The following is a 26036-nucleotide window of genomic DNA, read 5'->3' on the forward strand; positions in this document are numbered from 1 at the left end:
TTGTGAATATGGAAGCAATGGCCCCTTTGTTGTCATGCCCGCGAATGCGGGTATCCATGACAGCCGAAGGCATAGACCCCCAATCAAGTCGGGGTGACAAAATCAATTGGCCAGCGTCAGCACCACCGGCGCATGGTCGCTCGGTCGCTCGTTCTTGCGAGGCGACCGATCGATCACGCACGCACTGGCACGGGCTTTGAGCGCTGCAGAAATCAAAATGTGGTCGATTCGCAGACCCCGGTTGCGGCGAAAAGCAAACTCGCGGTAGTCCCACCAGCTGTAGCTTTTCTCGGGCTGCTCAAACAGGCGAAAGCTGTCGGTGAGTCCCAGGTCGGTCAGGGCTTGGAGTTTTTCGCGCTCGGCCACCGTGCAGTGGATCGTGTCTTTCAGTCCCACCGGGTCCCACATGTCGAGTTCGTCAAAAGTGATGTTGTAGTCGCCCAGCAGCACCAGCTGGGGGTGCTTTTGCATCTCGCTGGCCACCCAGTCGCGCAGCGCATCGAGCCAGCGCATTTTGTAGACAAATTTGTCGCTGTCGGGCGCTTGCCCATTGGGAAAGTACGCACCGATCACCCGCACCGTGCCGCCTGCACCATCGGGGTAGGTGGCTGCGATCACGCGCGACATGTCGTCTTCAAAGCCGGGGATGTTTTTCACCACATCGGTGCCTTCGGCCTTGGAGATCAGTGCCACGCCGTTGTAGGTTTTTTGGCCGAACCATTGCGCCTGGTAGCCAGCTTCCGTGAACGCCGCCAGAGGAAACTTGTCGTCGGTCAGTTTGAGCTCTTGCAGGGCCAGCACATCGGTGGGGTTGGCCGCCAGCCAGTCCAGCACCTGAGGCAGGCGCACCGACAACGAGTTCACATTCCAGGTGGCGATTTTCATGAAGGACTTAACAAATGGAAGAACTTAAATGTGGAATGCGGCCAAGCCGCCAATCACCACACCCACTGCACCCGCGCCATACATGACGTATTCGAGCCATTTTTTACGGGTCAGCAGAGCAATCGCCGCCATGGCGATGGCCACTTGCAGCACGGTGGTGGCCTGCGCCCAGCGGTGGTGCTGGTGCATTTGCTCGTCAGATTGTTCGTCCCAATGCTTCGATTCGGCTTCGAGTTTTTCAGCGGCTGCCTTGATCTCGGCCTTTTCGCCCTTGTAGCGCTTGATTTCGTCCTGATAGAACTCTCTTTTAGCGGGGGTCAACTCCATGGCCAGCTCGCTCAGGTTTTGCTTGCTGCTTTTGGCCTGGTAATAGTTCCACTGGTTGGACGCTTCGGTCTTCTTGATGGCGGCATTGTTTTTGTACAGACCGGCATTGGCCTGGGTGGCCCCGCCCATGTAACCAAACAGCGCACCCACCGTGGCGATGATGGCGGTGAACATGGCAATGCTGCTGGTGTGCCCGTCGCCGTGACCTTGCGCTGCGTGCTCCAGCTCGTGGTCATGGGGACCGTGAACGTGAAAACCGTGTCCTGACATGCGTGTCTCCTCAGATGGCTTGTTGGTATGTGACAAAACTGAATGGCAGGCCATTGGCCGCCACATGCGATTCGCGCTGGACTTCGGCCCAACCTGCGCCTAGCACAGGGGCGAAGGCATCGCCGTCAAAGTCGGCGTCGATCTCTGTGACGACAGCGGTGCTGGCCAGGGGCTCGGCTTGGCGGTAGATTTCGGCGCCGCCCATGATCCAGGCGTCGGCCACATCGCCGCACAGGCGCATGGCCTCTTCGATCGAGCTGGCCCGCAACGCACCTTCGGCCTGCCAGTCGGCTTGGCGAGTGACGACGATGTTGACGCGGCCGGGCAGGGGCCTGAATCGGGCTGGAAGCGAGTCCCAAGTCTTGCGTCCCATGATGACGGGCTGGCCCAGCGTGACGCGCTTGAAATGCGCCAGGTCTTCGGGCAGATGCCAAGGCATCTGGTTGTCTTTGCCAATCACGCCGTTCCGGGCGCGGGCATAAATGAGGTGCAGCTTCATCCCGCTGGGCCTCAGACAGCCACGGGCGCTTTGATGGCCGGGTGGCATTCGTAGCCCACGACCTCGAAGTCTTCAAACTCGTAATCGAAGATCGACGCTGGCTTGCGTTTGATGTTGAGCGTGGGGTAGGCCATGGGCGCACGGCTGAGCTGCAATTCCACCTGCTCGTGGTGGTTGCTGTAAATATGGCAATCCCCCCCCGTCCAGATGAAGTCACCCACATCCATGTCGCATTGCTGCGCCACCATGTGGGTCAGCAAGGCATAGCTGGCGATGTTGAAGGGCACACCCAGAAAGATGTCGGCGCTGCGCTGGTAGAGCTGGCAGCTCAGGCGCGGCTTGTCTCCTGCTTTTTGCGGTGGCGCCACATAGAACTGGAAGAACGCATGGCAAGGCATGAGCGCCATCTGGTCCAGCTCGGCCACGTTCCAGGCGCTCACGATGATGCGGCGACTGTCAGGATTGTTTTTGAGCGTATCCATGACCTGCTGCATCTGATCAATGTGACCGCCGCCCGGGGTCGGCCAGCTGCGCCACTGCACGCCATAAACGGGACCGAGCGAGCCGTCTTCGCGAGCCCACTCATCCCAAATGGTGCAGCCGCGCTCTTGCAGCCACTTCACATTGCTGTCGCCGCGCAGAAACCACAGCAACTCCACAATGATGGCCCGCAAAAAAACCTTCTTGGTGGTGACCAGCGGGAAGCCCTCGTTCAGGTCAAACCGCATCTGGTGGCCAAACACGCTGCGCGTGCCGGTGCCGGTGCGGTCTCCCTTTTGCACGCCCGTCGTGTAGACGTGGCGCATGAAGTCTTCGTACTGGCTGCGAACAGGGCGGAGATGGGGCTGGGCAGGGGTGTTCATGGTCGCTGAGTTTAAGTCAATAGGACGTTGTATCCTTGATACCGAATTTCTTGTTTGGCTGAAAGGTGAAGGATGTTTCGAAAGCACTGGATGAGACGATGGGGGCTGACAGCCACTTGCTTGTTTGCGTTTGCTTCTCAGGCCGCCGACGCCCCAGTGGCCGTGGTCAACGGCGTGTCCATCGCTGCCCGCCTGATGGACCGCAATGTGCAAGCGAACGTGGCCCAGGGCCAAAAAGACACGCCCGAGTTGCGAGCCGCGCTCAAACAAGAGCTGGTGGCGCGTGAGCTGATGGTCCAAGAGGCACAAAAGCGTGGCCTCGACAAATTGCCCACCACACAAGACGCCTTGCTGGCGATGCGCCAAAACCTGTTGATCGAGTTGGTGTTGAACGACGAGTTCACCAAAAACCCGATCTCCGAGGCAGAGCTGAAGACCGAATACGAGCGCCAGGTCAAAGCCTTGAAGGCGGCGGGCGACCTGCAGCAGTTCCAGATCTCGACCATCGTGCTGGCCACCGAAGCCGATGCCCGTTCGGTGATGACGGCCATGCGCTCAGGCCAGGCCTTTGATGACTTGGCCAAGTCCCGTTCGATGGACCCGAGCAAAGACAAAGGCGGTGACTTGGGCTGGTTCTTGCCCGATCAGATTGCCCCGGCCATTTCCAATGTGGTGGTCAACTTGGCACCCGGCGCGGTGTCGGCCGCCCCGATTCAGGTCGGCCCTTACTGGCATGTGGTCAAGCTGGCGGGCAAGCGCCCTTACCAGGTGCCGGGTTTTGACGAGAGCAAAAACCTGCTGCAATCCGCCGTGGTCCAGAACCGCCGCACTGCTTTGCTTAAGAAGTTGACCGATGCGGCTGTGGTGAAGTGAGCTTTTGGGTGGAGAGGGGGTTTCAGCGTCAAACGCCCCCTGAGTTAGGTGGGAGTTTGTCTTCAATGGATATTGCAATGCTCACGATTTCCGGTGGAGAGTTGCCACGAAGGGCGCAAGAATTGGTTCTTGATTGGGCTGAACTGCATCAGCAAGAATTGTTGGAAGATTGGCGTATGTGCATGGAAAAGCAACAGCCAAAACCTATCGCACCACTGAAATAAGGTCACACATGGATTGGGATGTTATCTCTGTCAAACCTGTGGCGCATTTGGCGCTCATGGTTCAATTTGCAGATGGCACTGAGGGAGGGGTGCGGTTTGAACCTAGCCACCTGACTGGTGTGTTCGCCACACTTAAAGACCCATCGGTTTTTGCGCAGGCCTTTGTAGATGGTGGCGCGGTCTCTTGGCCCGGGGACTTGGATTTGGCCCCCGATGCGATGTATCAGGCCATTAAATCCCACGGTGAGTGGGTGCTGCGCTGACCTAACTTATTTTCCCAGCACCCGCCCAGGGTTGAGCAGGTTTTGCGGGTCCAGGGCTTTTTTCACCGCCCGCATCATGGCCAAGGCCGTGGGGTCTTTGTAAAGCGGCAGCTTGTTCACTTTTTGCTCGCCAACGCCGTGTTCGGCACTGATGGAGCCGCCAAAGCGTTTGACTTGGTCAAACACCCAAGTGTTCACCTTGTCTTCGAACTCGCGTAAAAAGGCTTGGCCATCGGCCCCTTCGGGCGCTTGCACGTTGTAGTGCAGATTGCCATCGCCCAGGTGCCCAAAATCCACCATGCGCACGCCGGGCACTTCGCGGGCCAGCAGGGCATCGGTCTCGGCCACGAAGGCCGGGATTCGTGAAACCGGGATGCTGATGTCGTGTTTGATGTTCAGGCCTTCTTGGGCCTGCGCCATCGTGATGCTTTCGCGGATGTGCCACAGGCCTTTGGCCTGCGTCAGGTTTTCGGCGACCACGGCGTCGGACGCGTAGCCTTGTTCCAACGCGGCTTCGAGCAGGGCTTCAAATTGGCTGCGGGCGTGTTGTTCGTTTTCGCTGTCGGAGTTTTCGAGCAGCACACACCAAGGGGTGCCTTGCCACAAGGGCACGCGCAGTTGGGGGTAGTGCTTGTCGACCAGACCCAGGGCAAACTGGTTCATGACTTCAAACCCCGTGAGGCCCGGGCCCAGGCGCTGGTGCGCCAAGCCCAGCAGTTGCACTGCTGCTTCCATGCTGGGCACAGCGGCCCAAGCGGTCAGCTGCGCGGCGGGCTGGGGGTAGAGCTTCATGGTGGCGGCGGTGATGATGCCCAGCGTGCCTTCGCTGCCGATCATCAGGTTGCGCAAGTCGTAGCCGGTGTTGTCTTTGCGCAGGCCGCTCAAGCCGTGCCAGATGTCGCCTTGGGCGTTGACCACTTCCAGGCCCAGGCACAGCTCGCGGGTGTTGCCGTAGCGCACCACCTGTGTGCCGCCTGCGTTGGTGCCCAGGTTGCCGCCGATGGTGCAGCTGCCTTCGGCGCCCAAGCTCAGGGGAAACAGAAAACCTGCGGCCTCGGCGGCAGCTTGCAGGTTTTGCAGCACGCAACCGGCTTCCACGGTGATGGTGAGGTTGGCTGGGTCGATGGCCCGCACGGCGTTCATGCGGGTCATGCTCAAAACAATTTGTGTGCCCGAGCCGTTGGGCACCCCCCCCACCACCAGCCCGGTGTTGCCGCCTTGCGGCACGATGGGGGTGTTGGCCGCTGCACAGGCTTTGACCACGGCGGCCACTTCGCTTGTGTTGCCCGGACGCACCACGGCCAAGGCACGACCTTTGACGCGTTTGCGCCAGTCTTGCTCCCACGGGCTGAGGTCGGTGGCCGGGTCTTCGTGGGTGAGGACGTTGGCGGAGCCACAAATCTGGCGCAGCTCGGTGATCAGGGGTGTACTGGGCTGGGGGCTTGTGGTCATGGCTGGGCTCGGGGTTTGAACAGGGTTCAGTCACGGGGCACGGGAACGAAGTTGCCCGTGGCTTTGGCGGCTTTGAATCGGATGCGCACATGCAGGGCGCAGGCGACAAACAAGGTGGTGCACAACAGGGTTTGCAGGCCTGCCAGCGCGTTGGAGGGCCAGGCATCGCCCCAGGCACGCACCACGCCCTCAATGAAGTACAGCCAGACCAGCATGCTGACCCAGCGGTAGGTGTACATGCGGTTTTTGAGCAGACCAGACAGCGGAATGCACAAAGGCAAGACCTTGATGGCCCACCAAGAGCCGCCGGGCCGCAAGGGGGCCAACCAAAGCTCCCAAAGCAGGCCCAAAACAATCAGGCCGAGCAGGCTGCCCACGGCCATCCAGCGTGTGAAATCGACGCCAGCGGGTGTGTTTTCTGTGTGTGTGTTCATTGCGGTGGCATCATACCGGGCATGCAATCTTCCTTGTCCAAGTCCACTTTGCGTGCGCATTTCGCACTTTGGTGGCAAGAGCTGTCTGTTTTTCCGTGGCGTCAGATGGCGGGCGTCCTGGCCGAGCGCTTTCGCGATGCCCGTTTGGGTGTGAGTGCCAGTTCGCTCACCTTCACCACCGTGTTGGCTTTGGTGCCCTTGTTTGCCGTGGGTTTGGCCGTGTTTGCGGCGTTCCCAGTGTTTGGCAAGTTTCAGGACACGATCCAGCGCTGGTTGATCGAGAGCCTGGTGCCCGAGAGCATTGCCCGACAGGTGCTGAGTTACCTGACCCAGTTTTCCCGCAAGGCCAGCCGTTTGGGCTCGGCGGGTTTGGTGGCGGTGTTGCTGTCGGCGGTGTTTTTGATGGTGACGATCGAACGCACCTTGGGCCAGATCTGGCGCTTGCGCCGCCAGCGGCCTTTGCCCCAAAGGGTGCTGTTGTATTGGTCGGCCATCACTTTGGGGCCTTTGCTTTTGGGCGGCAGTTTGGCGATCACCTCTTATGTGGTGTCGGCATCTCGCGACGTGGTGGATGTGTTGCCGGGCTCGATCCGCTGGTTGCTCGACAGCTTTGAGTTCTTGTTGCTGACCGCTTGCGTGAGTGGTTTGTACTTTTATGTGCCCTACACCCGCGTGCGTTGGCGTCATGCCATGACGGCGGGGTTTTTTGTGGCGGGGGCTTTGGAAATCGCCAAAAAGTTGCTGGCCATTTACCTTTTGCAGGTGCCGACCTATTCGGTCATTTACGGGGCTTTTGCGGCACTGCCGATTTTGCTGGTCTGGATTTACGTGACCTGGGTGATTGTTTTGCTGGGCGCGGTATTGGCCTCCAGCTTGCCTGAGTTAGGCCGGCAGGCGTGGCGAAAACCCGATGGCGCGGGCTGGGCTTTCCGCTTGGCCTTGGAGGTCCTGGCCGAGTTGAGCGGCGCTAAATCGTCCGCGCATCGCGGCTTCAGCACCGACGATCTGGCTGAGCGCTTGCGTGTAGAGCCGAGCGAGCTTCGGCAAGTGTTGGAGGTGTTGCAAAGTTTGGACTGGGTGGGCCGCTTGACCGAGCAAAACGACCAAGGGCAAGCACGTCAAGTGTTGTTGATCGACCCCGCCCAGGCGAGCGTGGCACCGTTGGCCGACCGGCTGTTGGTGCTCAGGGCTTCTGCGTCCGATCCAGTTTGGGTTCAGACGGGGATGGGCCAAATTCGGGTGGCGCAGTTGCTGCCGGAGCCCACAGCCTGATGTCATTCCGGCGCATGTGTCACCCCCAACGCATTCGTCACCCCCGGCACATGTGTCATACCCGGCACATGTGTCATATCCGGCACATGTGTCATACCCGGCTTGACCGGGTATCCATGGCTGACGAAGGCATGGACCCCCGATCGAGTCGGGGGTGGCAAGTCAAGGGCAGTCGGGGGCGGCAAGGTTTTGTCATACCCGGCTTGACCGGGTATCCATGGCCGCCGAAGGCATGGTCCCCCGATCAGGTCGGGGGTGACAAGTCAAGGTGAGTCGGGGCTGACAAGTCAGGGTGAGTCGGGGCTGACAAGTCAGGGTGAGTCGGGGGCGTCAAGTCAAGGTGAGCCGGGGGTGATAAATTTTCAAAAATTCACCCGTCCGCGCCACATGTCGCGGTACATGACCCAGTCGCCCATGAAGCTGTAGAGCGGGCGTTTGAAGCTGGCGGGCTTGTTCTTCTCGAACACAAAATGCCCGATCCAGGCGCAGCCGTAGCCGCACAGCAAGCCATACAGAAAGTACTGGGGTTTGCCGGTCACGGCCAGCATGGCCAGACACATCAGACTCAATGTGCTGCCCACAAAATGCATGCGTCGGCAGGTGCGGTTGCTGTGCTCGCTCAGGTAAAAGGGGTAGAACTCGGCAAAGCTGGTGTGCTGAGGCGCTTGTGTTTCGGTGGTGTCCATGGCTTGTCTCCTGGTGCTTATTGGATTGAAAACGGCGCGTGCAAGAAGCCGCGAAACCTCGCCCGGCCTCCGCGCATGGGCGTTTGGGTGAGTTGGTAGTCGGGAAAGCGTTGCAAAAACCGTCCGATGGCGATGCGCCCCTCCAAACGCGCCAAACTCAAACCCGCACACTGGTGCACCCCAAAGCCAAAGGCCAGGTGCTTGTTGCCTGTGCGGCGCAGGTTCAGTTGTTCGGGGTTGTCGTAAACGGCAGGGTCGCGGTTGGCCGCACCAATGCACAGCGTGACCAAGGCGCCTGCGGGCAAGTCCATGCCGTTGACCTGGGTGGCTTGAACCGCGCGGCGGTTGCTCAGTTGGTTGGACGATTCAAAGCGCAAAAACTCGTCGACGGCCAAACCCAGAATCTGTTGGCGCTCTTCTTCAGTGCCCGCCTGCGTCAAGTCGGCCTGCAGCTGTTTGCGCTGCTCGGACCATTCCTGCAGGCTGATGAGCGCGTTGCCGATCAGGTTGGTGGTGGTCTCATGCCCGGCATTGAGCAAAAACACGCAGTTTTGCAGCAGCTCGACCTCGCTCAAGGCGTCGCCATTTTCCTCACCCTGGATCAAGCGGGTCAGCACATCGTGCTCCGGGTCACCGGGTTGCAATCGCCGATCCGCAACCAACTTGCGCAGATAAGCCAGAAACTCGGTCACGCTGCGATTGCCCAGCGCTTCTTGCTCTGGGGTGAGGGATGGCTCCAGCGCCCCCAAAATGGCCAGCGACCAGCCGCGCAGCGGTTCGCGCTCGGCGTGCGGCACACCCAGCAGGTTGCCGATGATCTCGACCGGAATGGCCGAGGCAAAGTCTTCGATCAGGTCCCCGCCGCCTTGCGCCTCGATCTTGTCCAGCAGGCTGTCGACCAGCTGTACCAGGCCTGGCTCCATCGCTTCAATGGCCCGGCGAGTGAGGGCGCCCATGATCAGGCGGCGCACCCGGGTGTGCAGGGGCGGGTCGTTGAAGACCAGGCTGCTCGTGTGGTGCTCAAACAGCGGTGCCATGCCACTCGCTGTGGCAAATGGTGGCTGGTTGAAGGGGGCGTGGTTGTATTTGGGGCCGAACTCGACTTGCTTGTCGGAGCTGAAGACCTTGGCGTCGCGGTACACCGCTACCAGATCGGCGTGGCGCGTGAGGAAATAGGAGCCATCGGGCATGCGCTTGAAGGGCTCGGCTTCGCGCAGCGCGGCATAGACCGGGTAAGGGTTGTCCAGAAAGTCGCGCGGCAAGGCCCGCAGGTCTAGGTTTTGGGCCAACTCGCGGGCCCTTTCTGCCGACAGGGGCGGGGTGATGTGGGCGTTCATGGGTTCAAAAAATCTTTAAGGGCCTGCAAAACGCCTTCGGGCGCTTCGGTCATGAGCGAATGGCCTGCAGGCAGCTGCACCACCTTGGGCTGGGCGCACAAATCGATCAGGCTTTGTGCAGCTTTGGGTGGCGTCATCTGGTCGGCGCTGCCCAGCACGAACAAGGCGGGGCAGGTCACGCGGGGCATGGCCGCTTCTGCACCCCGGTAGTCGTCGCAGGCCTTGAAGCCGGTGTGGAACACATTGACTTGCGTGTTGCTGGCCAACACCCGGCGCATCAGCGCCTTGCTGCCGCCATACAACCAGGTGCCAGGGCCCAGCGCCGAAGGTGGCGGTGCCAATGTGGAATGCGAAAAGCTGTTGACCATGTCAATCGCCTTGAACGGGGCGCTGACGGATAAATCGAGCAGGGCGGGCGAGACGCGCATGGGGTAAGCGGTGCCCACCATCACCAAATTGCCTACGCGGCCTGGGTGCGCCACTGCATCGCGGGCGGTGGCTTCGAGGGCAATGAGCGAGCCAAAGCTGTGGCCGATCAGTGCGGCCTTTTCAATCTTCAGGGCATCGAGCAAGGCGATGACGGTGTCGGCCGCTTCTTCCACGCTTTGGGGTGGGGTGCCTTCGCTTTTGCAATGCCCCGGCAGGTCAATGGCCAACACGTTCCAGCCGTGGTGCGCCATGTAGCGTGTTTGCAAGATCCAGACGCTGTGGTCGTTGAGCACGCCGTGGATGAACACGGCGGTGGGCTGCGCGGGGTTGAAGGGCTTGCCGCCGGTGTAGGCGTAGAGCGTGTGGGTGGGCAAAGAGACGATCATGACTTGAGGCTCAGGTGATGAACTTTTCCGTTCAAGAAAGGACAAACGCTCGACATGTCACCCCGGACTTGATCCGGGGTCCATGGATTCCCGCATGCGCGGGAATGACAGTGGGTGCTCGGAATGACAGTGGGTGCGCGAAATGACAGGGGTTGCGCGAAATGACAGGGGTTGCACGGGAATGACAGGGGTTGCGCGGGAATGACGGTGGAGGGCATGGGCAGCTTGCGCAAATTTCAAGCGGCCTTTTCCGCGGCTTTGAGGGCTTTTTTCAGATCGTCGATCAGGTCGGCCGGGTCTTCCAGGCCAATCGACAAGCGGATGGTGCCGGGGCCAATACCGCCAGCGGCCAGTGCTTCGTCCGTCATGCGGAAATGCGTGGTGCTGGCCGGGTGGATCACCAGGCTGCGACAGTCGCCCACATTGGCCAGGTGGCTGAAGACTTTGAGGGTTTCGATGAACTTTTGGCCTTGGGCGCGAGTGCCTTGGATGTCGAAGCTGAACACCGAGCCCGCGCCGCGTGGCAAGAGTTTTTGTGCCAAAGCATGCGAGGGGTGGCTTTCCAGAAGTGGGTGTCCCACACGGCTGACCAGCGGGTGCGCGGCCAAAAATTCGACCACTTTGGCGGTGTTCTCCATGTGCCGGGCCATGCGCAGCGGCAGGGTTTCGATGCCTTGCAAAATCAGCCAAGCGGTGTGCGGGCTCATGCAAGCGCCAAAGTCGCGCAGGCCCTCGCGCCGCGCCCGCAGCAAGAAGGCACCCACGGTGCTTTCTTCGCTGAACACCATGTTGTGAAAGCCTTCATAGGCCTGGCTCAATTCGGCAAATTTGCCCGATTTGTCCCAGTCAAAACTGCCGCCATCGACCACCACACCGCCCACCACCGTGCCGTGGCCCGACAAAAACTTGGTGGCCGAGTGGTAAACGAGGTCTGCCCCGTGGTCAAAAGGCTTGATGAGCCAAGGCGAGGTGAGGGTGGAATCCACCAGCAGCGGCACACCCGCTTCGTGGGCGATGGCGCTCACGGCCTCGATGTCCAGCACATCCATGCCGGGGTTGCCCACGGTTTCGCCAAAAAAGAGTTTGGTGTCGGGTTGCACAGCGGCACGCCAAGCGTCCAAGTCGCCGGGTTTGACGAAGGTGGTGCGGATGCCAAAGCGGCTCAGGGTGTAGTGCAGTAGGTTGTGCGAGCCGCCGTACAAAGCCGACGAAGCCACGATGTGTGAGCCCGCGCCCATGAGCGTGGCGATGGCCAGATGCAAGGCCGCCTGGCCGCTGGCCGTGGCTATGGCCCCAATGCCGCCTTCAAGCGCTGAAATTCGCTGCTCCAAAACGGCATTGGTCGGGTTGCTGATGCGGCTGTAAACATGGCCAGGGCGCTCCAGATTGAACAGGGCCGCGGCTTGGTCGGTGGACTCAAAGACAAACGAGGTGGTGAGGTGGATCGGAACCGCCCGTGCACCGGTTACCGGGTCGGGGGCTGCACCCGCATGCAGGGCCAAAGTGTCAAAACCGGGATCGCTGTAACCAGCCATGAAGGGTCTCCGAAAAAAGAAAGTGTCCGGCAAGCTTGAAGCCTTACGCTTGGCGTTCATTGTGGGCTATATTGATATCCAATCTAACCCGGATCGACCCTCAGGAGACACACCATGAAAGTCAGCGACATCCTCCGCGTCAAGGGCGGCACCTTGTTCACCGTGCAGTCCGACGAGCCTTTGTCTCTCGCCATGAACGACATGGCCGAAAAAGACCTCGGTTCTTTGGTGGTCATGGCCAGGGGGGCGCTGGCGGGCATGCTTACTTTCCGCGAGGTGATCCGGCAAATCGTTAAAAACGGTGGGCAAGCCGGTTCCTCTTTGGTGAGCGATGCCATGGACAGCCAACCCTTGACCTGCACGGGCGAGACCGATATCGACGAAGTGCGCCGCATGATGCTGGAGCACCACGCCCGCTACATGCCGGTTATGGAAGGCACGATGCTGATGGGTGTGATCAGCTTCTACGACGTGGCCAAGGCCGTGGTGGACGGTCAGAACTTTGAAAACAAGATGCTCAAAGCCTACATCCGCGATTGGCCCGAAGGCTCGGCCTCAGATGCCGAAGACGTCAAGCTCTGACAGGCGGCTGCGCCGCTCTGGGATAATGACTCCATGAGCGGCAATACATTCGGAAATCTCTTCTCGGTCACCAACTTCGGTGAATCCCACGGCCCGGCCATTGGCTGCGTGATCGACGGCTGCCCCCCGGGCATGCCCTTGAGTGAGGCCGACATCCAGCCCGACCTGGACCGTCGCCGCCCCGGCACCAGCAAATTTGTCACCCAGCGCAACGAGCCCGATGCGGTGCAGATCCTCTCGGGCGTGTACCAGGGCCTGACCACCGGCACCCCGATTTGCTTGCTGATCAACAACACCGACCAGCGCAGCAAGGACTATGGCGACATCCTGCAAACCTTCCGCCCAGGTCACGCCGACTACACCTACTGGCGTAAATACGGCCTGCGCGACCCGCGTGGCGGTGGCCGCTCTTCGGCCCGTTTGACCGCGCCCATGGTGGCTGCCGGAGCGGTGGCCAAAAAGTGGCTCAAAGAGAAATTTGGCACCACGTTTGTCGGCTGCATGACCCAGATCGGCGATGTGCCGATCGGCTTTGAGAGCTGGGACCATGTGCCCAACAACCCGTTTTTTGCCCCGGTGGCCGATGTGTCGGCGCTGGAGGATTACATGAATGTGCTGCGCAAGTCCGGTGATTCGTGTGGTGCCCGCCTGCGGGTGGTGGCGCGTGGCGTGCCCGTGGGCCTGGGCCAGCCGCTGTTTGACAAGATCGACGCCGACATCGCCTTTGCCATGATGGGCATCAACGCGGTCAAGGGCGTGGAGATTGGTGCAGGCTTTGGCTGTGTCACCCAAAAGGGCAGCACCGCAGGTGACACGCTCACGCCCGAGGGCTTTGTGGGCAACAACGCAGGTGGCGTACTCGGCGGCATCAGCACTGGGCAAGACATCGAGGTGTCCATTGCCGTCAAACCCACCAGTTCCATTTTGATTGCCCGCGACTCGATTGACTCAGAGGGCAAGCCCACAGAGGTCATCACCAAGGGGCGTCATGACCCGTGCGTGGGCATCCGCGCCACCCCGATTGCCGAGGCCATGCTGGCTTTGGTGGTCATGGAGCATGCTTTGCAGCACCGGGCCCAATGTGGTGATGTGGTCCATGACTTTCCACCCATCGCTGCGGCCAAGCCCTGATGCACCATGGCCTGGTCATACCCGCGCATGCGGGTATCCATGCGCCGATCCGTTTCGGCCGTGGTGATGTTCCACTTTGTCATACCCGCGCATGCGGGTATCCATGCTTGGAGTCATGGATGCCCGATCAAGTCGGGCATGACAACTTCTGGGGCCAGGGCATGACAACTTTGAGGTGCAGGGCATGACAACTTTGAGGTGCAGGGCATGACTTGCTCTTGTCGCTACGGCCAAGCCCTGATGCCCCATGGCCTTGTCATACCCGCGCATGCGGGTATCCATGTTGGGGGTCATGGATGCCCGATCAAGTCGGGCATGACAGGCTCTGGGTGTCGGGCATGACGGCTTTGCAATCAGCTTCTGGTGCACGCAAACAGCTCCTGCCCTTTGCCGCGTTGTCGGCCAGTTATTTCGCGCACATCGGGTTCTTCAACCCCTATTTGCCACTGTGGTTGCAAGACATGGGGCTGAGCCTCTTGACCATCAGTGTGCTCACGGCCGTGCAGGCGACGACCCGCCTGTTTGCCCCATATGCCTGGGGCGCCTTGAGCGACCGCACGGGCGAGCGTGTGAAGCTGCTGCGCATTGGCGCAGGGGTGGCGTTTGCGTCGGCTTGCCTTCTGTTTTGGGATTGGGGGCCTGTGGGCCTGGGCTTGGTGCTGCTGGTCATGTTCACCCACACCAGTTCCATGATGCCCATGAGCGAAGCGGCCATGGCCCACCTCGTCAGTCAGGGTGGCGGGTTCGATGCCAAACGCTATGGCCGTGTGCGCCTGTGGGGCTCGCTGGGTTTTCTGGTCACAGTGTTTGTGGCCGGGGCCTGGTTCGAGGCCTTTGGCATGCAGCATTTCCCGGGCTGGACGGTGGTCAGTTTGGCAGCGGTCTTGCTCAGCGTCTGGTGCTTGCCCGATCTGAAAGAGGCGCAGCACCACACCGATGCCCATGTGTCTGTGGGACGCGTGTTGCGGCAAAAAGCGGTGCGCTGGTTTTTTGCATCCACATTTTTTCATGTGCTCTCGCACATCGGCATTTATGTGTTTTTCTCGCTGTACCTCGATTCGCTGGGTTACAGCAAAACCATGATCGGCGTGTTCTGGGCCGTGTCGGTGGTGGTCGAGATTGGCTGGTTTTACAGCCAGTCGCGCTGGTTGCCCCGCCTCCCGCTGACGGGCTGGTTGGTGGTGTGCTCGGCAGCCATGGTCTTGCGCATGGGCCTGACGGCCTGGTGGGCAGATGTGCTGTGGGTGCTGCTGCTGGCGCAATGCCTGCATGCGCTGACCTTTGCCACCCACCACACCGCCTGCATCGCCTTGCTGTCGCACCATTTCCCGGGGCGTTTGCGTGGGCGGGGGCAAGCCCTGTACACCGTGATTGCCTATGGTTTTCCGGGCGTGATCGGGGGGCTGCTGGGTGGTGTGCTCAGTGAGCGCTGGGGCCTGGTGTCGGTGTACCACGCCAGCTTGGTGACCAGCATGATCGCCACGGCAGCCGCTTATAAGGTCTGGCGCTTGCAGCACCCCAGACGGCCCTTGCCACGTCTTGACCCCACTGAATGACCATGACCGCTGGTGACAAAAATGGGCCCTTGGCTGTGGCGACGCCAGCCGCTTTGCCTGCATTTTTGCCATCTGAATTGGCAGTGGCCCTGGCAGGCGGGGAGCGTTTCGTCACCCATTGGGAGGGTGCCGGCACGGTCTGGCATGTTTGGGGGGAGGCACAGCATCCGGCAGTGGTGCTGCTGCACGGCGGCAGCGGCAGCTGGACGCACTGGGTGCGCAACATCGCGCCTTTGCGCGACGCAGGCTGGCGCGTGCTGGTGCCCGATTTGCCAGGTTTTGGCGACTCCGATTTGCCCAGCGGCTGCACCGATGTGGACGCTTTGCCAGCGCATCTGCACGCAGGTTTGCAGCAATTGCAGCAATCGGGTCAGTGCGCAGACGAAGTCAGCGTGGTGGGTTTTTCGTTCGGGGGCATGGCCGGGGCTTTGTGGCTGGCCGAACATGCGCAAGACGCCCAGCGTCTGGTGCTGGTCGGCGCTCCGGGCATGGGCCTGACGGTGCCTGAGCGCATCCCGCTCAAGGGCTGGCGGCATTTGCCCACCCCCGAAGCCCAAGAAGTGGTGCACCGCCACAACCTGATGGCGCTCATGCTGCAGAACCCGAACAGCCTGGACGACTTGGCCCTCAGCCTGCATGCAGCCAACGTGGCGCGTGACCGCATGCCGCGCAGGCGCATGTCTTCCACCGACATCGTGGCCCAAACCCTGCCCCAATTGCAGGTGCCTGTCAGCGCCATTTATGGGCAACACGACGCCTTGTACAAAGGACGTTTGCCCGAGTTGCAGGCCGCCATGCAGCGCCAGGCAGCCCATTGGGAGCAGTGGCACACCGTGGCCGGGGCGGGGCATTGGGTGCAGTACGAGGCGGCGCCAGCGTTCAACACTGCTTTGCTGGCGCAAATTTCCTCGGGCGGTTGATCGGGACTTACTCGGCTCCCGCTACAGGTGTCACGACACCTTCGTTGATCCAGCGCACCAGGGCTTGTCCCACGGCTTCGTGACGTTCATCGTAGCTGTGGTAGCTGGCTTTGCCACAAGGATCGGACCATCGGTTTCCGCCCACCACCGTGATCAGCCGGTTCGGGCTGCCTTGACGCTGTGCAAATCGGTAGGGCGTGAAGCGGCACAGGTCATCGCGGTGGTGCAAGTAGACAAAGGGCACACGCACTTGCTCGTGGGGGAATTGGTCGATGCTTTTGGCGTAACCCGTGAAGGGGCCACCTCCCGCGATGGATTGGGTGGCGGAATGGATGGCGCCAGCCAGGTGATCTGGCAAACGCAAAGACAGCCAATGGCTGCTGATGGCGCCGTAGCTGTGCCCCATGGCAAAGAAGCGGGTCAATGTCTGCTGGTTTCGCACTTGTTCTATGAGGCGGCGCACGTCATCGGCGTAAGCCTCAGAGCTGCGAAATTCGTCATCGCAGGCGCTCGGGTTGGGGCCCCGTTGCCCCCATTGGTCGGTCGGACAGTCCACGGTCAGCAAGGAGATGCCAGCGGCAAGGAGCACCGGACGCATGCGCTCAACGTGTTGCTGGAGGTAAAAGAAGGCGGGTTGACCGTTGCGCAGCTCGATCCGGGGAATGCCAGGCCAACCCGGAAAAACCATCAGAACGTTGCCATTGGCTTGGGGGGCTGTGTCCAGTAAACCCCGGATCACGACTTTTTGCTCGCTTTTGCTGCGGGCGCTCAATGCCTCCACCACTTGCCGCTGGGTATCTTGGGCTTGGGCATTGGGCAACAGGGCCAGCGCCATCCACAGACCCATCAAAAGCTTGAGTGTTCTCATTTTCAGTCCTTTCAGTCATCAGTTTGTGGGTGTTTTCAGGGCCGATACGGCTGCGCGCAGTCGGCCTGTGACCCCAGCGCCAGGCCCATAGCCCTGACTTGGGCCTTGATTACATCCCGCGTGTTGGTGCCGAGTAAGACAAGGACGTTCATGTTGGCGAGCCTTGGTCTATGGGAACCGGGGGGATGAAGGAAGCTGTCTGCGATTGTCGGTGATTTGCGGCAAGATAAGGCATTGGTTTTGCCTTGAAAGTTGCTGATGACCCCCCTGAAAATCGATTTCGTTTCCGACATTGCCTGCCCCTGGTGCGCCGTGGGCCTGGGTGCTCTGGAAAAAGCCCTGGAGCGCCTGGACGGCCAGGTGCAGGCCGACTTGCATTTCCAGCCCTTTGAGCTGAACCCGCACATGCCCCCCGGCGGGCAGGACCTGGGCGAACACCTGACCGAAAAATATGGCTCCACCCCCGAGCAGCAGGCGCAAATTCGCCAGACCATTGCCGCCCGTGGGGCCGAGGTGGGTTTTGAGTTTCACCCGGGCGGTCGCGGCCGGGTTTACAACACCTTCAACGCGCACCGCTTGCTGCACTGGGCCGAGGGCCAAGGCGCGGGAGCGCAACACGCCCTGAAGAAAGCCTTTTTGCAGGCCTATCAGGGCCGGGCCGAGTGCATGGAAGACCCGGAGGTTTTGCTCGCGGGCGTGGCCGAAGCGGGGCTGGATGTGGCCGCCGCACGTGAGGTGCTCAGCAGCGATGCGCACACCGCCGAGGTGCGTGAGCGCCAGCAGTTCTACACCCAGGCAGGCATCCGCTCGGTGCCTGCGGTCATCATCAACGACAGGCATTTGATCTCGGGCGGCCAGCCGGTCGAGGTGTTCGAGCAGGCACTGCGCCGCATCGCTTCGGGCGAAGTGTCCTGAGGCGCAGTGGATGACACCTAGCACTCGCGTTCCTGCTGGTGTGCCTCGCCGCACGGCCCTGGCCCGTTTGGGGGCGACCTTGGTCGCGCCATGGCTGGCCAGCACACCTGGCTTGGCTGGGACGAAGTCCGCACAGCCTGCGACGCGGGCGCAGTTGTTGGCTGTTTGGCGGCAAAGCGGCGGTGTGCTGCTCATCCGCCACGCCGCCACCGAATCGGGGATTGGCGATCCGCCAGGGTTTGTGATCGGCCAGTGCCGCACGCAGCGCAACCTGAGCGAGGCGGGGCGTCAAGCTTCGCGGGCCTTGGGAGCTTGGCTGCAAGTGCAGAACTTCAAGCCCGACGCGGTGCGCAGCAGCCAGTGGTGCCGCTGCCAGGACACGGCGCGGCTGGCTTTTGGCGCTTTCGAGGACTGGACCGCGCTCAACAGCACGTTTGCCGGGCAGGGCGATCCGGCGGCTCAGCAGCAGGCTTTGCGCGAGCGCTTGCAGGCGCTGCCGGCCGGGCGCACCGAGGTCTGGGTCACGCACCAGGTCATCATGACCGGCTTGACCGGGGCGTACCCGGGCCTGGGCGAAGGTTTTGTGGTGGACCGCCAAGGCCGCTTGGTGGCCCGTGGAGACCTGGCCGCATGAGCACGCTGCACCGCTTGACGGTTTACTTTGACGGCTCTTGCCCCTTGTGCCGCCGCGAAATCGCGATCTACCGCCGCCTGCCTCAGGCGACGAGTGTCGATTGGGTGGATGTGAGCACGGGGGCCGAGTTGGGCTCGCTCAGTTGTGCGCAGGCCATGGCGCGTTTCCATGTGCGCGACGCGCAGGGCCGCTTGTTCAGCGGTGCGGCGGCGTTTTCGCAGATGTGGCGGCTGTTTCCGGGCTGGCGTTGGTTGGGCTGGTTGTCGGCTTGGCCACCGATGTCGTGGGTGTTCGAGGGGGCTTACCGTTTGTTTTTGCCGCTGCGCCCGCGCCTGCAACAGTGGGTGCGGCGCTGGGTGGGCGAGGAGAAAGTGTGATGAAACTGCAGGGTGTTTCTGTTGTGCTGCTGGCCAGCTTGACCACGCTGGGCGGGCCTGTGGCGCAAGCCCAAACGGGTCAAGCCTCGACTGAAAAAGTGCCTGACAAAGTGCCTTTGGGCGACTGGGCCATCGACCGCACCGAAGTCACCATCGGACAGTTCGGCCGTTACGTGCGTGCCACAGGCACCGTGACCCGCGCAGAAAAAGAAGGTGGCGGCTTTGAGTACGGCGCTGGCTGGGAGCGTCGCCCCGGCTGGTCTTGGCGTTACCCCGACGGTCGATCCGATGGCGTGCCCGTCAGCCCGGATTTGCCCTCTGTGCACCTGGACTTTGCCGAGGCACAAGCGTATTGCCGCTGGGCCGGAGGGCGCTTGCCCACCGGGGCCGAGTGGCAAAAGGCCGGCTTCACCGAGCTGCGCGATGCGCCGCCTGCACCTTGGGTCAAGGGCCGCACCTACCCCTGGACCACGGGTGACAGTCCGCAAGGCACCAACACCAGCGATGCCGACCCGTGGCCTAGGGCCGCGCCCGCCGGGGCCACGCGCCAGGGCGTGAATGGCCTGTACGACATGGGGGCCAATGTGTGGGAGTGGACCACCGATGCCCGGGGCGCTGAGCGGCGCACCGTCGGCGGCTCTTGGTGGTACGGCGCGTTCAACATGAAGGCCGATGTGCAGGCTTACAAACCCGCTGATTTTTACGCGGTCTACATCGGCTTTCGCTGCGCCTATGACCTCAAGTCGCCAGGCAGCAAGCCCAGCAAGGCCCGGCCATGATGCATTCCCTGCCTGAGGGCTACCGCGCCTTGGTGATCGGTGCGAGCGGTGCCATCGGCAGTGCCTTGCTGCAGCAGTTGCAAAACGACCCGCGCTGCGAGCTGGCGCAGGGGGTGTCGCGCCAAAGTTCGCCGGGGCTGGATCTGCTGAATGAAGCGAGCATCGCCGCCTGTTCGCAAGCGCTGGCTGCGCAGGGGCCGTTCCATCTGGTGCTGGACGCCACGGGCGCACTCACTGTGAACGGGCGCGGCCCTGAAAAACGCCTGGACGAACTCGATGCCACGCATCTGTTGGCATCCCTGCAGCTCAATGCCGTGGGGCCTGGCCTTTTGCTCAAACACTTCGCACCCTTATTGGCGTCGGGTGAACGGCTCATCTGGGGCAAGTTGTCGGCGAGAGTTGGCAGCATCGAAGACAATCGCAAAGGCGGCTGGTACGGCTACCGAGCGGCCAAGGCCGCGCTCAACATGTTGTTGCAAACCGCAGCCATCGAAATCGCCCGGCGCAGGCCTTTGGCGGTGGTGGCCGCTTTGCAGCCGGGCACGGTGCAATCTGCATTGAGTCGACCCTTTGTGGGCGACGACGCTCTACACCCAGAACAGGCCGCGCAGCGTTTGCTGGCTGCCCTCGACGCCTTGCAGCCCACAGGGCGTGCCCACTTTGTGGACCACCAAGGGCAAAGCATTCCTTGGTGACCTGACAAACGAAGATGTGGGTCCGAGCTTGAAGGACAATCCGGGCACATATTGAAATACAGGGATGACAGGATGAGCGTGCAGTCGTGGTGGATGTTTGTCGTGATGACCTTTGTGATATCAGCCACCCCGGGGCCCAACATGCTCTTGGTCATGAGTCACGGTGCGCGTTTTGGTCTGCGCCCCGCCATTTGGACTATGGCGGGCTGCATGACGGCCCTGATGGGCATGGTCAGCATTTCAGCGGCCGGGGTGGGGGCTTTGCTGCACAGTTTCCCTGTGGTCTTTGATACGCTGCGCTACCTGGGTGCGGCTTACCTGGCCTATCTGGGCTACAACTTGTGGCGTGCAGGTGTGCCCACGGGAGACGAGCCTGTCATTGCTGCCGTGGCGGAAACGCCGCAGCGCAGCGCAGGGTCTTATTACCGGCAGGGGCTGGCGGTGGCAGCCAGCAACCCCAAGGCCATTGTTTTTGCGGCGGCATTTTTCCCGCAGTTCATCCAGGCCGATCGGCCTGCGGGTTTGCAGTTTGCAGTGTTGTTGATCACCTTCACCGTCATCGAGGTCAGTTGGTACCTGATCTACGCCCTGAGCGGTCAGAAGTTGTCGCGTTTTTTGCAGCAAGCCCATGTGCTGAAAAACTTCAACAGGGTCACGGGTGGTGTGTTTGTAGGCTTTGCGGCCTTGATGGCCGCCAGCCGCTGATCTTTTCTGGGCTCTGCCGAACACTGGCCCGGTTTACCCCTGTCAACTGTGCGCCAAGCTGTGGATAAGTGCATGAACAAGCCCTGAGAGCCGCATGCCTGTTGGTTTGGCAGCGGTTGCTTGTTATTTGAGCAGTCGTTTCAGCCGAGCGCTTTGGCGATCTTGTGTCGCGGCACGGTGGTTTTGGGGCACTGCCCCTTGGGCAGCTCAAACCACTGGCGCACATCGTTTTCTACGCCCACGCCGTGCATGAAGTTGTAGATGGCTTTTTTCAGGCCCTGGCCCAGCAGGTCGTGGTCCACGCCCGGGGGCATGGGCGTCGGGTCGACAAAGCCCACATCGTTTTTGGCAAAGGTGCCTTCGGGCAGGGGCAATAACGTCACGCCATAGGCCTCGGGGTTTTGGCCCACGGGGGAATGCACGGTGCAGACAAAGCGGTGGAAAAAGCCGCTGTGGATGCAGCCGTTTTCAAACAGCTGGCGCACGTATTCGAGCGCGTCCACCGTGTCCTGCACGGTTTGAGTCGGAAAGCCGTACATCAGGTAGGCGTGCACCAGCACACCCGCATCGGCAAAGCCTTTGGTCACTTGCGCCACCTGCTCGACCGAGACGCCTTTTTTCATCAATTGAAGCAAACGGTCAGATGCGACTTCGAGCCCGCCCGACATGGCGATGCAGCCGCTTTGGGCCAGCAAGTCGCACAGCTCGGGCGTGAAGGTTTTTTCAAATCGGATATTGCCCCACCACGAAATTTGCACGCCTCGGCGCAACAGTTCTTCGGCCAAGGCTTTCAGGGCTTTGGGGGGCGCGGCTTCGTCCACAAAGTGAAAGCCGGTCTGGCCCGTCTCGGCCACGATCTGTTCGATGCGGTCCACCAGGGTGCTGGCTTGTGCGGTCTCGTAGCGGCTGATGTAGTCCAGGCTCACGTCGCAAAAGCTGCACTTCTTCCAGTAGCAGCCGTGCGCCACGGTGAGCTTGTTCCAGCGCCCATCGCTCCACAGCCGATTCATGGGGTTGAGCATGTCGAGCAGCGACAGGTATTTGTGCAGCGGCAGGCCGTCCCAGGTGGGCGTGCCCACGTCTTCAAAGGGGATGTCGGGCTCTTGCATATTGATGTACTGCACCTGGCCTGCGTCGTTACGGATGAAGGTGCGCTGCAGGCGCTGCATGCTGCGCTGGCCTTGCAGGTGCTCGATCAGGCTCAGCAGCGGGCGTTCGCCACCGTCGAGCGTGACGAAATCCACATGGTCAAACACGCGGGCGTCTTTGAGTTCGCGCAGCTCGGTGTTCACAAAGCCACCGCCCAGGCCAATGCGGATCTGCGGGTACGAGCGCTTGATGCATTGGGCGATGCGAAAGGCCGCATAGACCGAGCCGGGGAAGGGCGCCGACAGCAACACCAGCGTGGGCTGGTGGCGCTCGATGGCTTGCAGTGCCAAGCGCTCCAGTGTGAGGTCGATCAGGTTGGGGGGCTGGGCCAGTGCTTCGGCCAACGCGTCAAAGCTGGGTTGGCTCGCGGCCAGGCGCTCGGCGTAGCGCACGAACTCAAAGCCTTCGTCCACGGCATCGCGCAGCACATCGGCCAAATCGTTCAGGTACAGCGTGGCCAAGTGCCGGGCGCGGTCGGTCTGGCCCAAAGCACCAAAGGCCCAGCCAATCGGGTCGCCCGTGCCGTCGTCTTCGTAGGCGTCGAGTGCCGAAAAGCGCGGGCCTTCGGGCAAAAATCCCCGGCCTGCAATGCGGTGGCTCAGGGTGCTGTCGCGCCCTTGCAAAAAGGCGATGACCGGGTCGATGCTGACGGCGTAATCGTTGAAGTGGTCGAGGAAAAAATTCACTGGCCCCGAGCGGTCTTCGACGGGCAAAGCGAGCGCTGCATCGCGCAGATCGGTCAGGCCTTGTTTGTTCAGCAAGGCCAGCACGGTGGCCAGCGCCAAATCCTCTTGCACCGCATCGAAACCCCGCGAACGCAAAAAACCCGTCAGGTAGGCCGTGGACGGGTAGGGCGTGTTGAGCTGCGTCATCGGCGGGATGAGGCTGAGCACTTTGAACGGGTTGGGGCTGGGCATCAGGCGGTGGCTTGTCGGGTCAGATGGGGGATTATCAACGGCCTCGGGGGCGTTAACATCCATCAGCCCAGCTGCCTTGCATGAATTGACCTTGAGATGACCCCTTTGCCCGAAGCGCTCCCCGACACCGCACCTGCTTTGTCCACCTTGATGGTGCAGGCATCGGCCAAAGCCAAACTCACCCCTGCTCAGCAGCGCTTCAACGACTTGTTGGCCCGGATCGAGCTGCTGTCGGGCCACATTCAGCGGCTAGAAAGCTGGTCAGACCGGCACCGCTATGGGCACATTCAAGCCCTGCGTGAATGGGTGCAGCAAGCGCAGGTGCACCGCAAGAGCCTGCTCCTGTTTGTGCACGAACGCTTGCAAACCACCGACTTCACCGACCGCCAGCAGCGGATGGCCAGGGGCCTTGTGCGTGGCTTGATCGACCAATTGGCCGCCAGCGCTGATCCGCAAGTGCAGGCTTTGTCTGACTTGTATGTGAGTGAAGAAGACACGCAGGAAGCCGCCGAGGAGCAGGCCGAAGCCGCCCGGCAGCTGCGCGAGCGCATCGAGGAAGCGCTGGGCCAGCCGCTCAACAAGCCCAGCCAATACCAAACGCCCGAAGAGATGATGCAGGCGGGCATGCGCCAGTGGCAGCAGCAGCAAGAGGCCAATGAGGCCAAAAAGAACGCCAAGCGCACAGCCCGAAAAGCCGAAAAACAAGCGAAAAAGAAAAGCGCGGCTGCCGAAAAAGGCGAAGTGCCCGCCGCCATGCTGCGCGAGCTGGACGCCAAAAGCGCCATCCGCACGGTATTCAGGCAATTGGCCAGTGCCCTCCACCCCGACCGCGAGCCCGATGAGCAGGAGCGCCTGCGCAAAACCGGTTTGATGAGCGAGGTCAACGCCGCTTATGAAAAAAACGACCTGACTACCTTGCTTCGCCTGCAAATGCAGGTCACGCAGGGCAGCCCCCAAAGTACCGCGGGCATGGCCGATGACAAGTTGATGGCCATGTCGGTGTTGCTCAAAGAGCAAGTCTCAGCGCTCGAAGACGATCTGGACCAATTGCAAAGCCGCCTGAGCCGCGAGTTGTGTGTGCCCGTGCGGGCAGACGCGGACGAGGCTGTCATGGCCCAGTCGCTGCAGCGCCTACAGGCCGATCAACGCTACATCACGGAGAGCTTGGAATCGGATTTGCGCCGCATTCAGAACGAAGCCGAACTCAAGCGCTGGCTGAAAGAGCAGTGGCAGCTGGCTAAAGCCACTTCTGCATGAAGCTGGCTTGGCCTGCTGCCGGGTCCAGGGCATAGGGCTCAAAACCAAACCCGAGGTAACTCTTCAAGGCCCGTGTGTTGCCTGTCAGTACTTCGAGCGTGAGCTTGCAGCAGCCACGCGCTTGGGCGTGTCGCTCGGCCGCCGCCAGCAAAGCCTGACCGACCCCAGCACCCCGGTGCTCGGGCAGCACGGCGATGTCGTGGATGTTCATCAGGGGCCGCGCTTTGAAGGTCGAATACCCCTCGATGCAGTTGACCAGTCCCACAGGCGCAGCGTCCAACCAAGCGATGAAGCTGGCCGCATCGGTGCGTGCGGCCAAGTCATCGCACAGCCGCGCTTTCACATCCTGCGCCAATGGCTCGCCCCCGCCCATCGGGTCTTGGGCGTAGGCGTCCAGCAACATCACCAGCGCCGTGCGGTGGATGGGGTTCTGGTAATCAACGGACAGGATGTGAAGTGGCATGGTCAGACGGCTGCAGGGGTCATGAAGGAGCGCACATTGTCCTGCATCGCTGCCATCACATGGCCCGCCAGTTGGTGCGCCGTGATCGCACTCAGCGTCCAGCCCAAGTGGCCATGCCCTGTGTTGTAGAACACGTTGGCTTTCTTGCCTGCACCCACACGCGGCAGCATGTTGGGCATCATGGGGCGCAGACCCGCCCAGGGCTCGACGCGGCGGGTGTCCACGCCGGGAAAGCATTGGTTGACCCAATTGACGAGTGGCTTGATGCGGTCGGCGCGGATGTCCAAGTCAATGCCGTTGAACTCGGCGGTGCCCGCCACGCGGAAACGGTCAGTCCCCAAACGGCTGGTGACCAGTTTGGTCTCGTCGTCCAACAGGCTCACCTGTGGTGCGGCGGCTTGGCTGGCGGCGTCGTTCAAGCCCACGGTGATCGAATAGCCTTTGACAGGGTAGATGTTCAAGCGGTCGCCCAGTTGCTCGGCCAGTTTGCGTCCATGCACGCCAGCACAAATCACGATGCTGTCAAAGCTGAGGGTCTCGGTCTGGCCTTGGTGCTGCACCTGCACCGTCGCGGTTTGCCCGTTGGATGCGACATTCAGCACCTGGTGCTCGGTGAGGATTTTCACCCCCAGGCGCTCGCAAGCCTTGGCCAGACCAAAGGTGAACTTGTGGATGTCGCCCGTCGAATCGCTTTCGGTGAAATAGCCGCCGTAATACTGGCCTTGCAGTGTCGGCTCGATGGCCTTCATTTCGTCGGGCGTCACGGCGCGGCGGGGCAGGCCGCCTTGGGCCAGCAGTTTGGAGACTTCGCCTGCATGGTCAAAGCCTTTTTTGTCGCGGTAGATGTGCAGGATGCCTTCGCGCTTGTGGTCGAAGTCGATGCCTTCTGCCTTGGCCCAGGCGAAGTGGTGCTCGCGCGATTCGATGGCCAGTTGGGCCGTGGCAATGGTGTTGTCTTTGTACTTGGGAATGGCGGCCACAAACTCGGCCATCCAGCTGAGTTTGTGCCATGTGGGCGCGGGGTTCATGAGCAAAGGGGCATCGCTCTTGAGCATCCATTTGAGGCCCTTGACGATGGTGGAGGGATGGGTCCAGACCTCGGCGTTGGAGGCGGACAGCTGGCCGCCGTTGGCGTAGGACGTTTCCATGCCGGGGTAGCGGTTTTTCTCGATCAGGGTGACTTGAAGGCCTTGTTGGGCCAAGGCGTAGGCGGAGGTGACGCCAGTGATGCCGCCGCCAATGATGACAATGTGCTTTTTCATGAAGCTACTCTCTTTGATGCGTCTCAAACGGGTAGACGAACCGCACACCGGATGTGTGCAGAACGACCCCCTCTGTTTGAAACCTGAGAGA

The 26036-nt window shown here is 61.4% G+C and carries 29 protein-coding genes; 15 read left to right on the forward strand and 14 right to left on the reverse strand.

All coding sequences use genetic code 11. From position 1 onward, the window contains the following. Nucleotides 1-102: 102 nt before the first annotated feature. The 4 genes from xth to B9Z37_RS11220 are packed head-to-tail and all read right to left on the reverse strand — an operon-like array spanning nucleotide 103 to nucleotide 2844. Nucleotides 103-885 carry an exodeoxyribonuclease III gene (xth, locus tag B9Z37_RS11205; RefSeq protein ID WP_108313116.1) on the reverse strand — a complete coding sequence of 261 codons (783 nt, stop codon included), beginning with the start codon at nucleotides 883-885 and terminating at the stop codon, nucleotides 103-105. Between the two features lie 24 nt (nucleotides 886-909). Continuing rightward, nucleotides 910-1482 carry a DUF4337 domain-containing protein gene (locus B9Z37_RS11210; RefSeq protein ID WP_108313117.1) on the reverse strand — a complete coding sequence of 191 codons (573 nt, stop codon included), beginning with the start codon at nucleotides 1480-1482 and terminating at the stop codon, nucleotides 910-912. Nucleotides 1483-1492: 10 nt separating this feature from the next. Then, entirely contained in the window at nucleotides 1493-1981 is a 489-nt protein-coding gene (locus B9Z37_RS11215) for a dihydrofolate reductase (protein WP_108313118.1), read from the reverse strand. Between the two features lie 11 nt (nucleotides 1982-1992). Beyond that, nucleotides 1993-2844: a thymidylate synthase gene (locus tag B9Z37_RS11220; RefSeq protein WP_108313119.1), complete on the reverse strand. Its 852-nt coding sequence runs from the start codon at nucleotides 2842-2844 to the stop codon at nucleotides 1993-1995. Between the two features lie 120 nt (nucleotides 2845-2964). On the opposite strand from B9Z37_RS11220, the gene B9Z37_RS11225 reads away from it, so the two are divergent. The 3 genes from B9Z37_RS11225 to B9Z37_RS11235 all read left to right on the forward strand — a co-directional run bounded on the left by B9Z37_RS11225 (nucleotide 2965) and on the right by B9Z37_RS11235 (nucleotide 4204). Beyond that, on the forward strand, nucleotides 2965-3717 hold the full coding sequence (locus tag B9Z37_RS11225; protein ID WP_167394376.1) for a peptidylprolyl isomerase: 753 nt from the start codon (nucleotides 2965-2967) through the stop codon (nucleotides 3715-3717). A 77-nt stretch (nucleotides 3718-3794) separates the two neighbouring features. Beyond that, the gene (locus B9Z37_RS11230; protein WP_240606696.1) at nucleotides 3795-3941 is read left to right on the forward strand and encodes a DUF4160 domain-containing protein; all 147 of its coding nucleotides are present in this window, start codon (nucleotides 3795-3797) and stop codon (nucleotides 3939-3941) included. Nucleotides 3942-3949: 8 nt separating this feature from the next. Continuing rightward, entirely contained in the window at nucleotides 3950-4204 is a 255-nt protein-coding gene (locus tag B9Z37_RS11235; protein ID WP_108313122.1) for a DUF2442 domain-containing protein, read from the forward strand. A gap of 6 nt (nucleotides 4205-4210) precedes the next feature. Here the strand turns inward: B9Z37_RS11235 and B9Z37_RS11240 are convergent, their stop codons facing one another. Then, nucleotides 4211-5656 carry an FAD-binding oxidoreductase gene (locus tag B9Z37_RS11240; RefSeq protein ID WP_108313123.1) on the reverse strand — a complete coding sequence of 482 codons (1446 nt, stop codon included), beginning with the start codon at nucleotides 5654-5656 and terminating at the stop codon, nucleotides 4211-4213. A 26-nt stretch (nucleotides 5657-5682) separates the two neighbouring features. Next, on the reverse strand, nucleotides 5683-6090 hold the full coding sequence (locus B9Z37_RS11245; RefSeq protein ID WP_108313124.1) for a DUF2069 domain-containing protein: 408 nt from the start codon (nucleotides 6088-6090) through the stop codon (nucleotides 5683-5685). 21 nt (nucleotides 6091-6111) lie between these two features. Between B9Z37_RS11245 and B9Z37_RS11250 the strand changes: the two genes are divergently transcribed. Beyond that, on the forward strand, nucleotides 6112-7362 hold the full coding sequence (locus B9Z37_RS11250; RefSeq protein WP_108313125.1) for a YihY family inner membrane protein: 1251 nt from the start codon (nucleotides 6112-6114) through the stop codon (nucleotides 7360-7362). A gap of 362 nt (nucleotides 7363-7724) precedes the next feature. On the opposite strand, the gene B9Z37_RS11255 is transcribed toward B9Z37_RS11250, so the two are convergent. The 4 genes from B9Z37_RS11255 to B9Z37_RS11270 form a co-directional block, all read right to left on the reverse strand. Then, nucleotides 7725-8048, reverse strand: coding sequence for a DUF962 domain-containing protein (locus B9Z37_RS11255; RefSeq protein ID WP_108313126.1), 324 nt, complete (start codon nucleotides 8046-8048; stop codon nucleotides 7725-7727). A 17-nt stretch (nucleotides 8049-8065) separates the two neighbouring features. After that, nucleotides 8066-9385, reverse strand: coding sequence for a cytochrome P450 (locus B9Z37_RS11260; protein WP_108313127.1), 1320 nt, complete (start codon nucleotides 9383-9385; stop codon nucleotides 8066-8068). Further along, nucleotides 9382-10200, reverse strand: coding sequence for an alpha/beta fold hydrolase (locus tag B9Z37_RS11265; protein ID WP_108313128.1), 819 nt, complete (start codon nucleotides 10198-10200; stop codon nucleotides 9382-9384). Before B9Z37_RS11265 ends, B9Z37_RS11260 begins: the two co-directional genes overlap by 4 nt. Nucleotides 10201-10436: 236 nt before the next feature. Continuing rightward, a complete protein-coding gene (locus B9Z37_RS11270) occupies nucleotides 10437-11735 on the reverse strand; it encodes an O-acetylhomoserine aminocarboxypropyltransferase (protein ID WP_108313129.1) in 1299 nt (432 codons plus the stop codon). 114 nt (nucleotides 11736-11849) lie between these two features. On the opposite strand from B9Z37_RS11270, the gene B9Z37_RS11275 reads away from it, so the two are divergent. From B9Z37_RS11275 to B9Z37_RS11290, 4 genes are all read left to right on the forward strand, one after another. Beyond that, nucleotides 11850-12317 (forward strand): CBS domain-containing protein, encoded by a 468-nt coding sequence (locus B9Z37_RS11275; RefSeq protein WP_108313130.1) that lies wholly within the window; start codon nucleotides 11850-11852, stop codon nucleotides 12315-12317. 33 nt (nucleotides 12318-12350) lie between these two features. Next, on the forward strand, nucleotides 12351-13448 hold the full coding sequence (gene aroC, locus B9Z37_RS11280; protein WP_108313131.1) for a chorismate synthase: 1098 nt from the start codon (nucleotides 12351-12353) through the stop codon (nucleotides 13446-13448). A gap of 338 nt (nucleotides 13449-13786) precedes the next feature. Further along, nucleotides 13787-15004, forward strand: coding sequence for an MFS transporter (locus B9Z37_RS11285; protein WP_108313132.1), 1218 nt, complete (start codon nucleotides 13787-13789; stop codon nucleotides 15002-15004). A 2-nt stretch (nucleotides 15005-15006) separates the two neighbouring features. After that, entirely contained in the window at nucleotides 15007-15924 is a 918-nt protein-coding gene (locus B9Z37_RS11290; RefSeq protein ID WP_108313323.1) for an alpha/beta fold hydrolase, read from the forward strand. A gap of 7 nt (nucleotides 15925-15931) precedes the next feature. On the opposite strand, the gene B9Z37_RS11295 is transcribed toward B9Z37_RS11290, so the two are convergent. Continuing rightward, nucleotides 15932-16792 (reverse strand): alpha/beta fold hydrolase, encoded by an 861-nt coding sequence (locus B9Z37_RS11295; RefSeq protein ID WP_108313133.1) that lies wholly within the window; start codon nucleotides 16790-16792, stop codon nucleotides 15932-15934. Between the two features lie 258 nt (nucleotides 16793-17050). Here B9Z37_RS11295 and B9Z37_RS11300 point away from each other — a divergent pair, with 258 nt between their 5' ends. From B9Z37_RS11300 to B9Z37_RS11325, 6 genes are all read left to right on the forward strand, one after another. Further along, entirely contained in the window at nucleotides 17051-17707 is a 657-nt protein-coding gene (locus B9Z37_RS11300; RefSeq protein ID WP_108313134.1) for a DsbA family oxidoreductase, read from the forward strand. 10 nt (nucleotides 17708-17717) lie between these two features. Further along, a complete protein-coding gene (locus B9Z37_RS11305) occupies nucleotides 17718-18341 on the forward strand; it encodes a histidine phosphatase family protein (RefSeq protein WP_108313135.1) in 624 nt (207 codons plus the stop codon). Continuing rightward, nucleotides 18338-18718 carry a thiol-disulfide oxidoreductase DCC family protein gene (locus B9Z37_RS11310; protein WP_108313136.1) on the forward strand — a complete coding sequence of 127 codons (381 nt, stop codon included), beginning with the start codon at nucleotides 18338-18340 and terminating at the stop codon, nucleotides 18716-18718. Before B9Z37_RS11305 ends, B9Z37_RS11310 begins: the two co-directional genes overlap by 4 nt. Further along, nucleotides 18718-19497 carry an SUMF1/EgtB/PvdO family nonheme iron enzyme gene (locus B9Z37_RS11315; RefSeq protein ID WP_240606697.1) on the forward strand — a complete coding sequence of 260 codons (780 nt, stop codon included), beginning with the start codon at nucleotides 18718-18720 and terminating at the stop codon, nucleotides 19495-19497. Before B9Z37_RS11310 ends, B9Z37_RS11315 begins: the two co-directional genes overlap by 1 nt. Continuing rightward, nucleotides 19497-20192, forward strand: a complete 696-nt coding sequence (locus tag B9Z37_RS11320) for an SDR family NAD(P)-dependent oxidoreductase (RefSeq protein ID WP_108313324.1) — start codon at nucleotides 19497-19499, stop codon at nucleotides 20190-20192. Before B9Z37_RS11315 ends, B9Z37_RS11320 begins: the two co-directional genes overlap by 1 nt. Nucleotides 20193-20264: 72 nt before the next feature. Further along, nucleotides 20265-20897 (forward strand): LysE family translocator, encoded by a 633-nt coding sequence (locus B9Z37_RS11325; RefSeq protein ID WP_108313137.1) that lies wholly within the window; start codon nucleotides 20265-20267, stop codon nucleotides 20895-20897. 140 nt (nucleotides 20898-21037) lie between these two features. Here B9Z37_RS11325 and B9Z37_RS11330 read toward each other — a convergent pair whose 3' ends face one another. After that, the gene (locus B9Z37_RS11330; protein ID WP_108313138.1) at nucleotides 21038-22963 is read right to left on the reverse strand and encodes a B12-binding domain-containing radical SAM protein; all 1926 of its coding nucleotides are present in this window, start codon (nucleotides 22961-22963) and stop codon (nucleotides 21038-21040) included. Nucleotides 22964-23059: 96 nt separating this feature from the next. Here B9Z37_RS11330 and B9Z37_RS11335 point away from each other — a divergent pair, with 96 nt between their 5' ends. Beyond that, nucleotides 23060-24220 (forward strand): hypothetical protein, encoded by a 1161-nt coding sequence (locus tag B9Z37_RS11335; RefSeq protein WP_108313139.1) that lies wholly within the window; start codon nucleotides 23060-23062, stop codon nucleotides 24218-24220. On the opposite strand, the gene B9Z37_RS11340 is transcribed toward B9Z37_RS11335, so the two are convergent. Next, nucleotides 24201-24683, reverse strand: a complete 483-nt coding sequence (locus tag B9Z37_RS11340) for a GNAT family N-acetyltransferase (RefSeq protein WP_108313140.1) — start codon at nucleotides 24681-24683, stop codon at nucleotides 24201-24203. The two genes, B9Z37_RS11335 and B9Z37_RS11340, sit on opposite strands and share 20 nt — an antisense overlap. Nucleotides 24684-24685: 2 nt before the next feature. Beyond that, nucleotides 24686-25993, reverse strand: a complete 1308-nt coding sequence (locus B9Z37_RS11345; RefSeq protein WP_108313141.1) for a D-amino acid dehydrogenase — start codon at nucleotides 25991-25993, stop codon at nucleotides 24686-24688. Between the last annotated feature and the right edge of the window lie 43 nt (nucleotides 25994-26036).

Origin of the sequence: Limnohabitans parvus II-B4, from assembly GCF_003063455.1 — a bacterium.
Classification (GTDB): Bacteria; Pseudomonadota; Gammaproteobacteria; order Burkholderiales; family Burkholderiaceae_C; genus Limnohabitans_A; species Limnohabitans_A parvus.

Bases quoted from the DNA above. Each gene is read 5' to 3' on its own strand.
- B9Z37_RS11245 (WP_108313124.1), bottom strand. From the start codon at position 6,090: ATGAACACACACACAGAAAACACACCCGCTGGCGTCGATTTCACACGC.
- B9Z37_RS11265 (WP_108313128.1), bottom strand. From the start codon at position 10,200: ATGATCGTCTCTTTGCCCACCCACACGCTCTACGCCTACACCGGCGGC.
- B9Z37_RS11260 (WP_108313127.1), bottom strand. From the start codon at position 9,385: ATGAACGCCCACATCACCCCGCCCCTGTCGGCAGAAAGGGCCCGCGAG.
- xth (WP_108313116.1), bottom strand. From the start codon at position 885: ATGAAAATCGCCACCTGGAATGTGAACTCGTTGTCGGTGCGCCTGCCT.
- B9Z37_RS11255 (WP_108313126.1), bottom strand. From the start codon at position 8,048: ATGGACACCACCGAAACACAAGCGCCTCAGCACACCAGCTTTGCCGAG.
- B9Z37_RS11230 (WP_240606696.1), top strand. From the start codon at position 3,795: ATGCTCACGATTTCCGGTGGAGAGTTGCCACGAAGGGCGCAAGAATTG.
- B9Z37_RS11295 (WP_108313133.1), bottom strand. From the start codon at position 16,792: ATGAGAACACTCAAGCTTTTGATGGGTCTGTGGATGGCGCTGGCCCTG.
- B9Z37_RS11220 (WP_108313119.1), bottom strand. From the start codon at position 2,844: ATGAACACCCCTGCCCAGCCCCATCTCCGCCCTGTTCGCAGCCAGTAC.
- B9Z37_RS11340 (WP_108313140.1), bottom strand. From the start codon at position 24,683: ATGCCACTTCACATCCTGTCCGTTGATTACCAGAACCCCATCCACCGC.
- B9Z37_RS11235 (WP_108313122.1), top strand. From the start codon at position 3,950: ATGGATTGGGATGTTATCTCTGTCAAACCTGTGGCGCATTTGGCGCTC.
- B9Z37_RS11240 (WP_108313123.1), bottom strand. From the start codon at position 5,656: ATGACCACAAGCCCCCAGCCCAGTACACCCCTGATCACCGAGCTGCGC.
- B9Z37_RS11275 (WP_108313130.1), top strand. From the start codon at position 11,850: ATGAAAGTCAGCGACATCCTCCGCGTCAAGGGCGGCACCTTGTTCACC.
- aroC (WP_108313131.1), top strand. From the start codon at position 12,351: ATGAGCGGCAATACATTCGGAAATCTCTTCTCGGTCACCAACTTCGGT.
- B9Z37_RS11305 (WP_108313135.1), top strand. From the start codon at position 17,718: ATGACACCTAGCACTCGCGTTCCTGCTGGTGTGCCTCGCCGCACGGCC.
- B9Z37_RS11285 (WP_108313132.1), top strand. From the start codon at position 13,787: ATGACGGCTTTGCAATCAGCTTCTGGTGCACGCAAACAGCTCCTGCCC.
- B9Z37_RS11250 (WP_108313125.1), top strand. From the start codon at position 6,112: ATGCAATCTTCCTTGTCCAAGTCCACTTTGCGTGCGCATTTCGCACTT.
- B9Z37_RS11290 (WP_108313323.1), top strand. From the start codon at position 15,007: ATGACCGCTGGTGACAAAAATGGGCCCTTGGCTGTGGCGACGCCAGCC.
- B9Z37_RS11320 (WP_108313324.1), top strand. From the start codon at position 19,497: ATGCATTCCCTGCCTGAGGGCTACCGCGCCTTGGTGATCGGTGCGAGC.
- B9Z37_RS11310 (WP_108313136.1), top strand. From the start codon at position 18,338: ATGAGCACGCTGCACCGCTTGACGGTTTACTTTGACGGCTCTTGCCCC.
- B9Z37_RS11330 (WP_108313138.1), bottom strand. From the start codon at position 22,963: ATGCCCAGCCCCAACCCGTTCAAAGTGCTCAGCCTCATCCCGCCGATG.
- B9Z37_RS11315 (WP_240606697.1), top strand. From the start codon at position 18,718: ATGAAACTGCAGGGTGTTTCTGTTGTGCTGCTGGCCAGCTTGACCACG.
- B9Z37_RS11215 (WP_108313118.1), bottom strand. From the start codon at position 1,981: ATGAAGCTGCACCTCATTTATGCCCGCGCCCGGAACGGCGTGATTGGC.
- B9Z37_RS11325 (WP_108313137.1), top strand. From the start codon at position 20,265: ATGAGCGTGCAGTCGTGGTGGATGTTTGTCGTGATGACCTTTGTGATA.
- B9Z37_RS11210 (WP_108313117.1), bottom strand. From the start codon at position 1,482: ATGTCAGGACACGGTTTTCACGTTCACGGTCCCCATGACCACGAGCTG.
- B9Z37_RS11300 (WP_108313134.1), top strand. From the start codon at position 17,051: ATGACCCCCCTGAAAATCGATTTCGTTTCCGACATTGCCTGCCCCTGG.
- B9Z37_RS11335 (WP_108313139.1), top strand. From the start codon at position 23,060: ATGACCCCTTTGCCCGAAGCGCTCCCCGACACCGCACCTGCTTTGTCC.
- B9Z37_RS11270 (WP_108313129.1), bottom strand. From the start codon at position 11,735: ATGGCTGGTTACAGCGATCCCGGTTTTGACACTTTGGCCCTGCATGCG.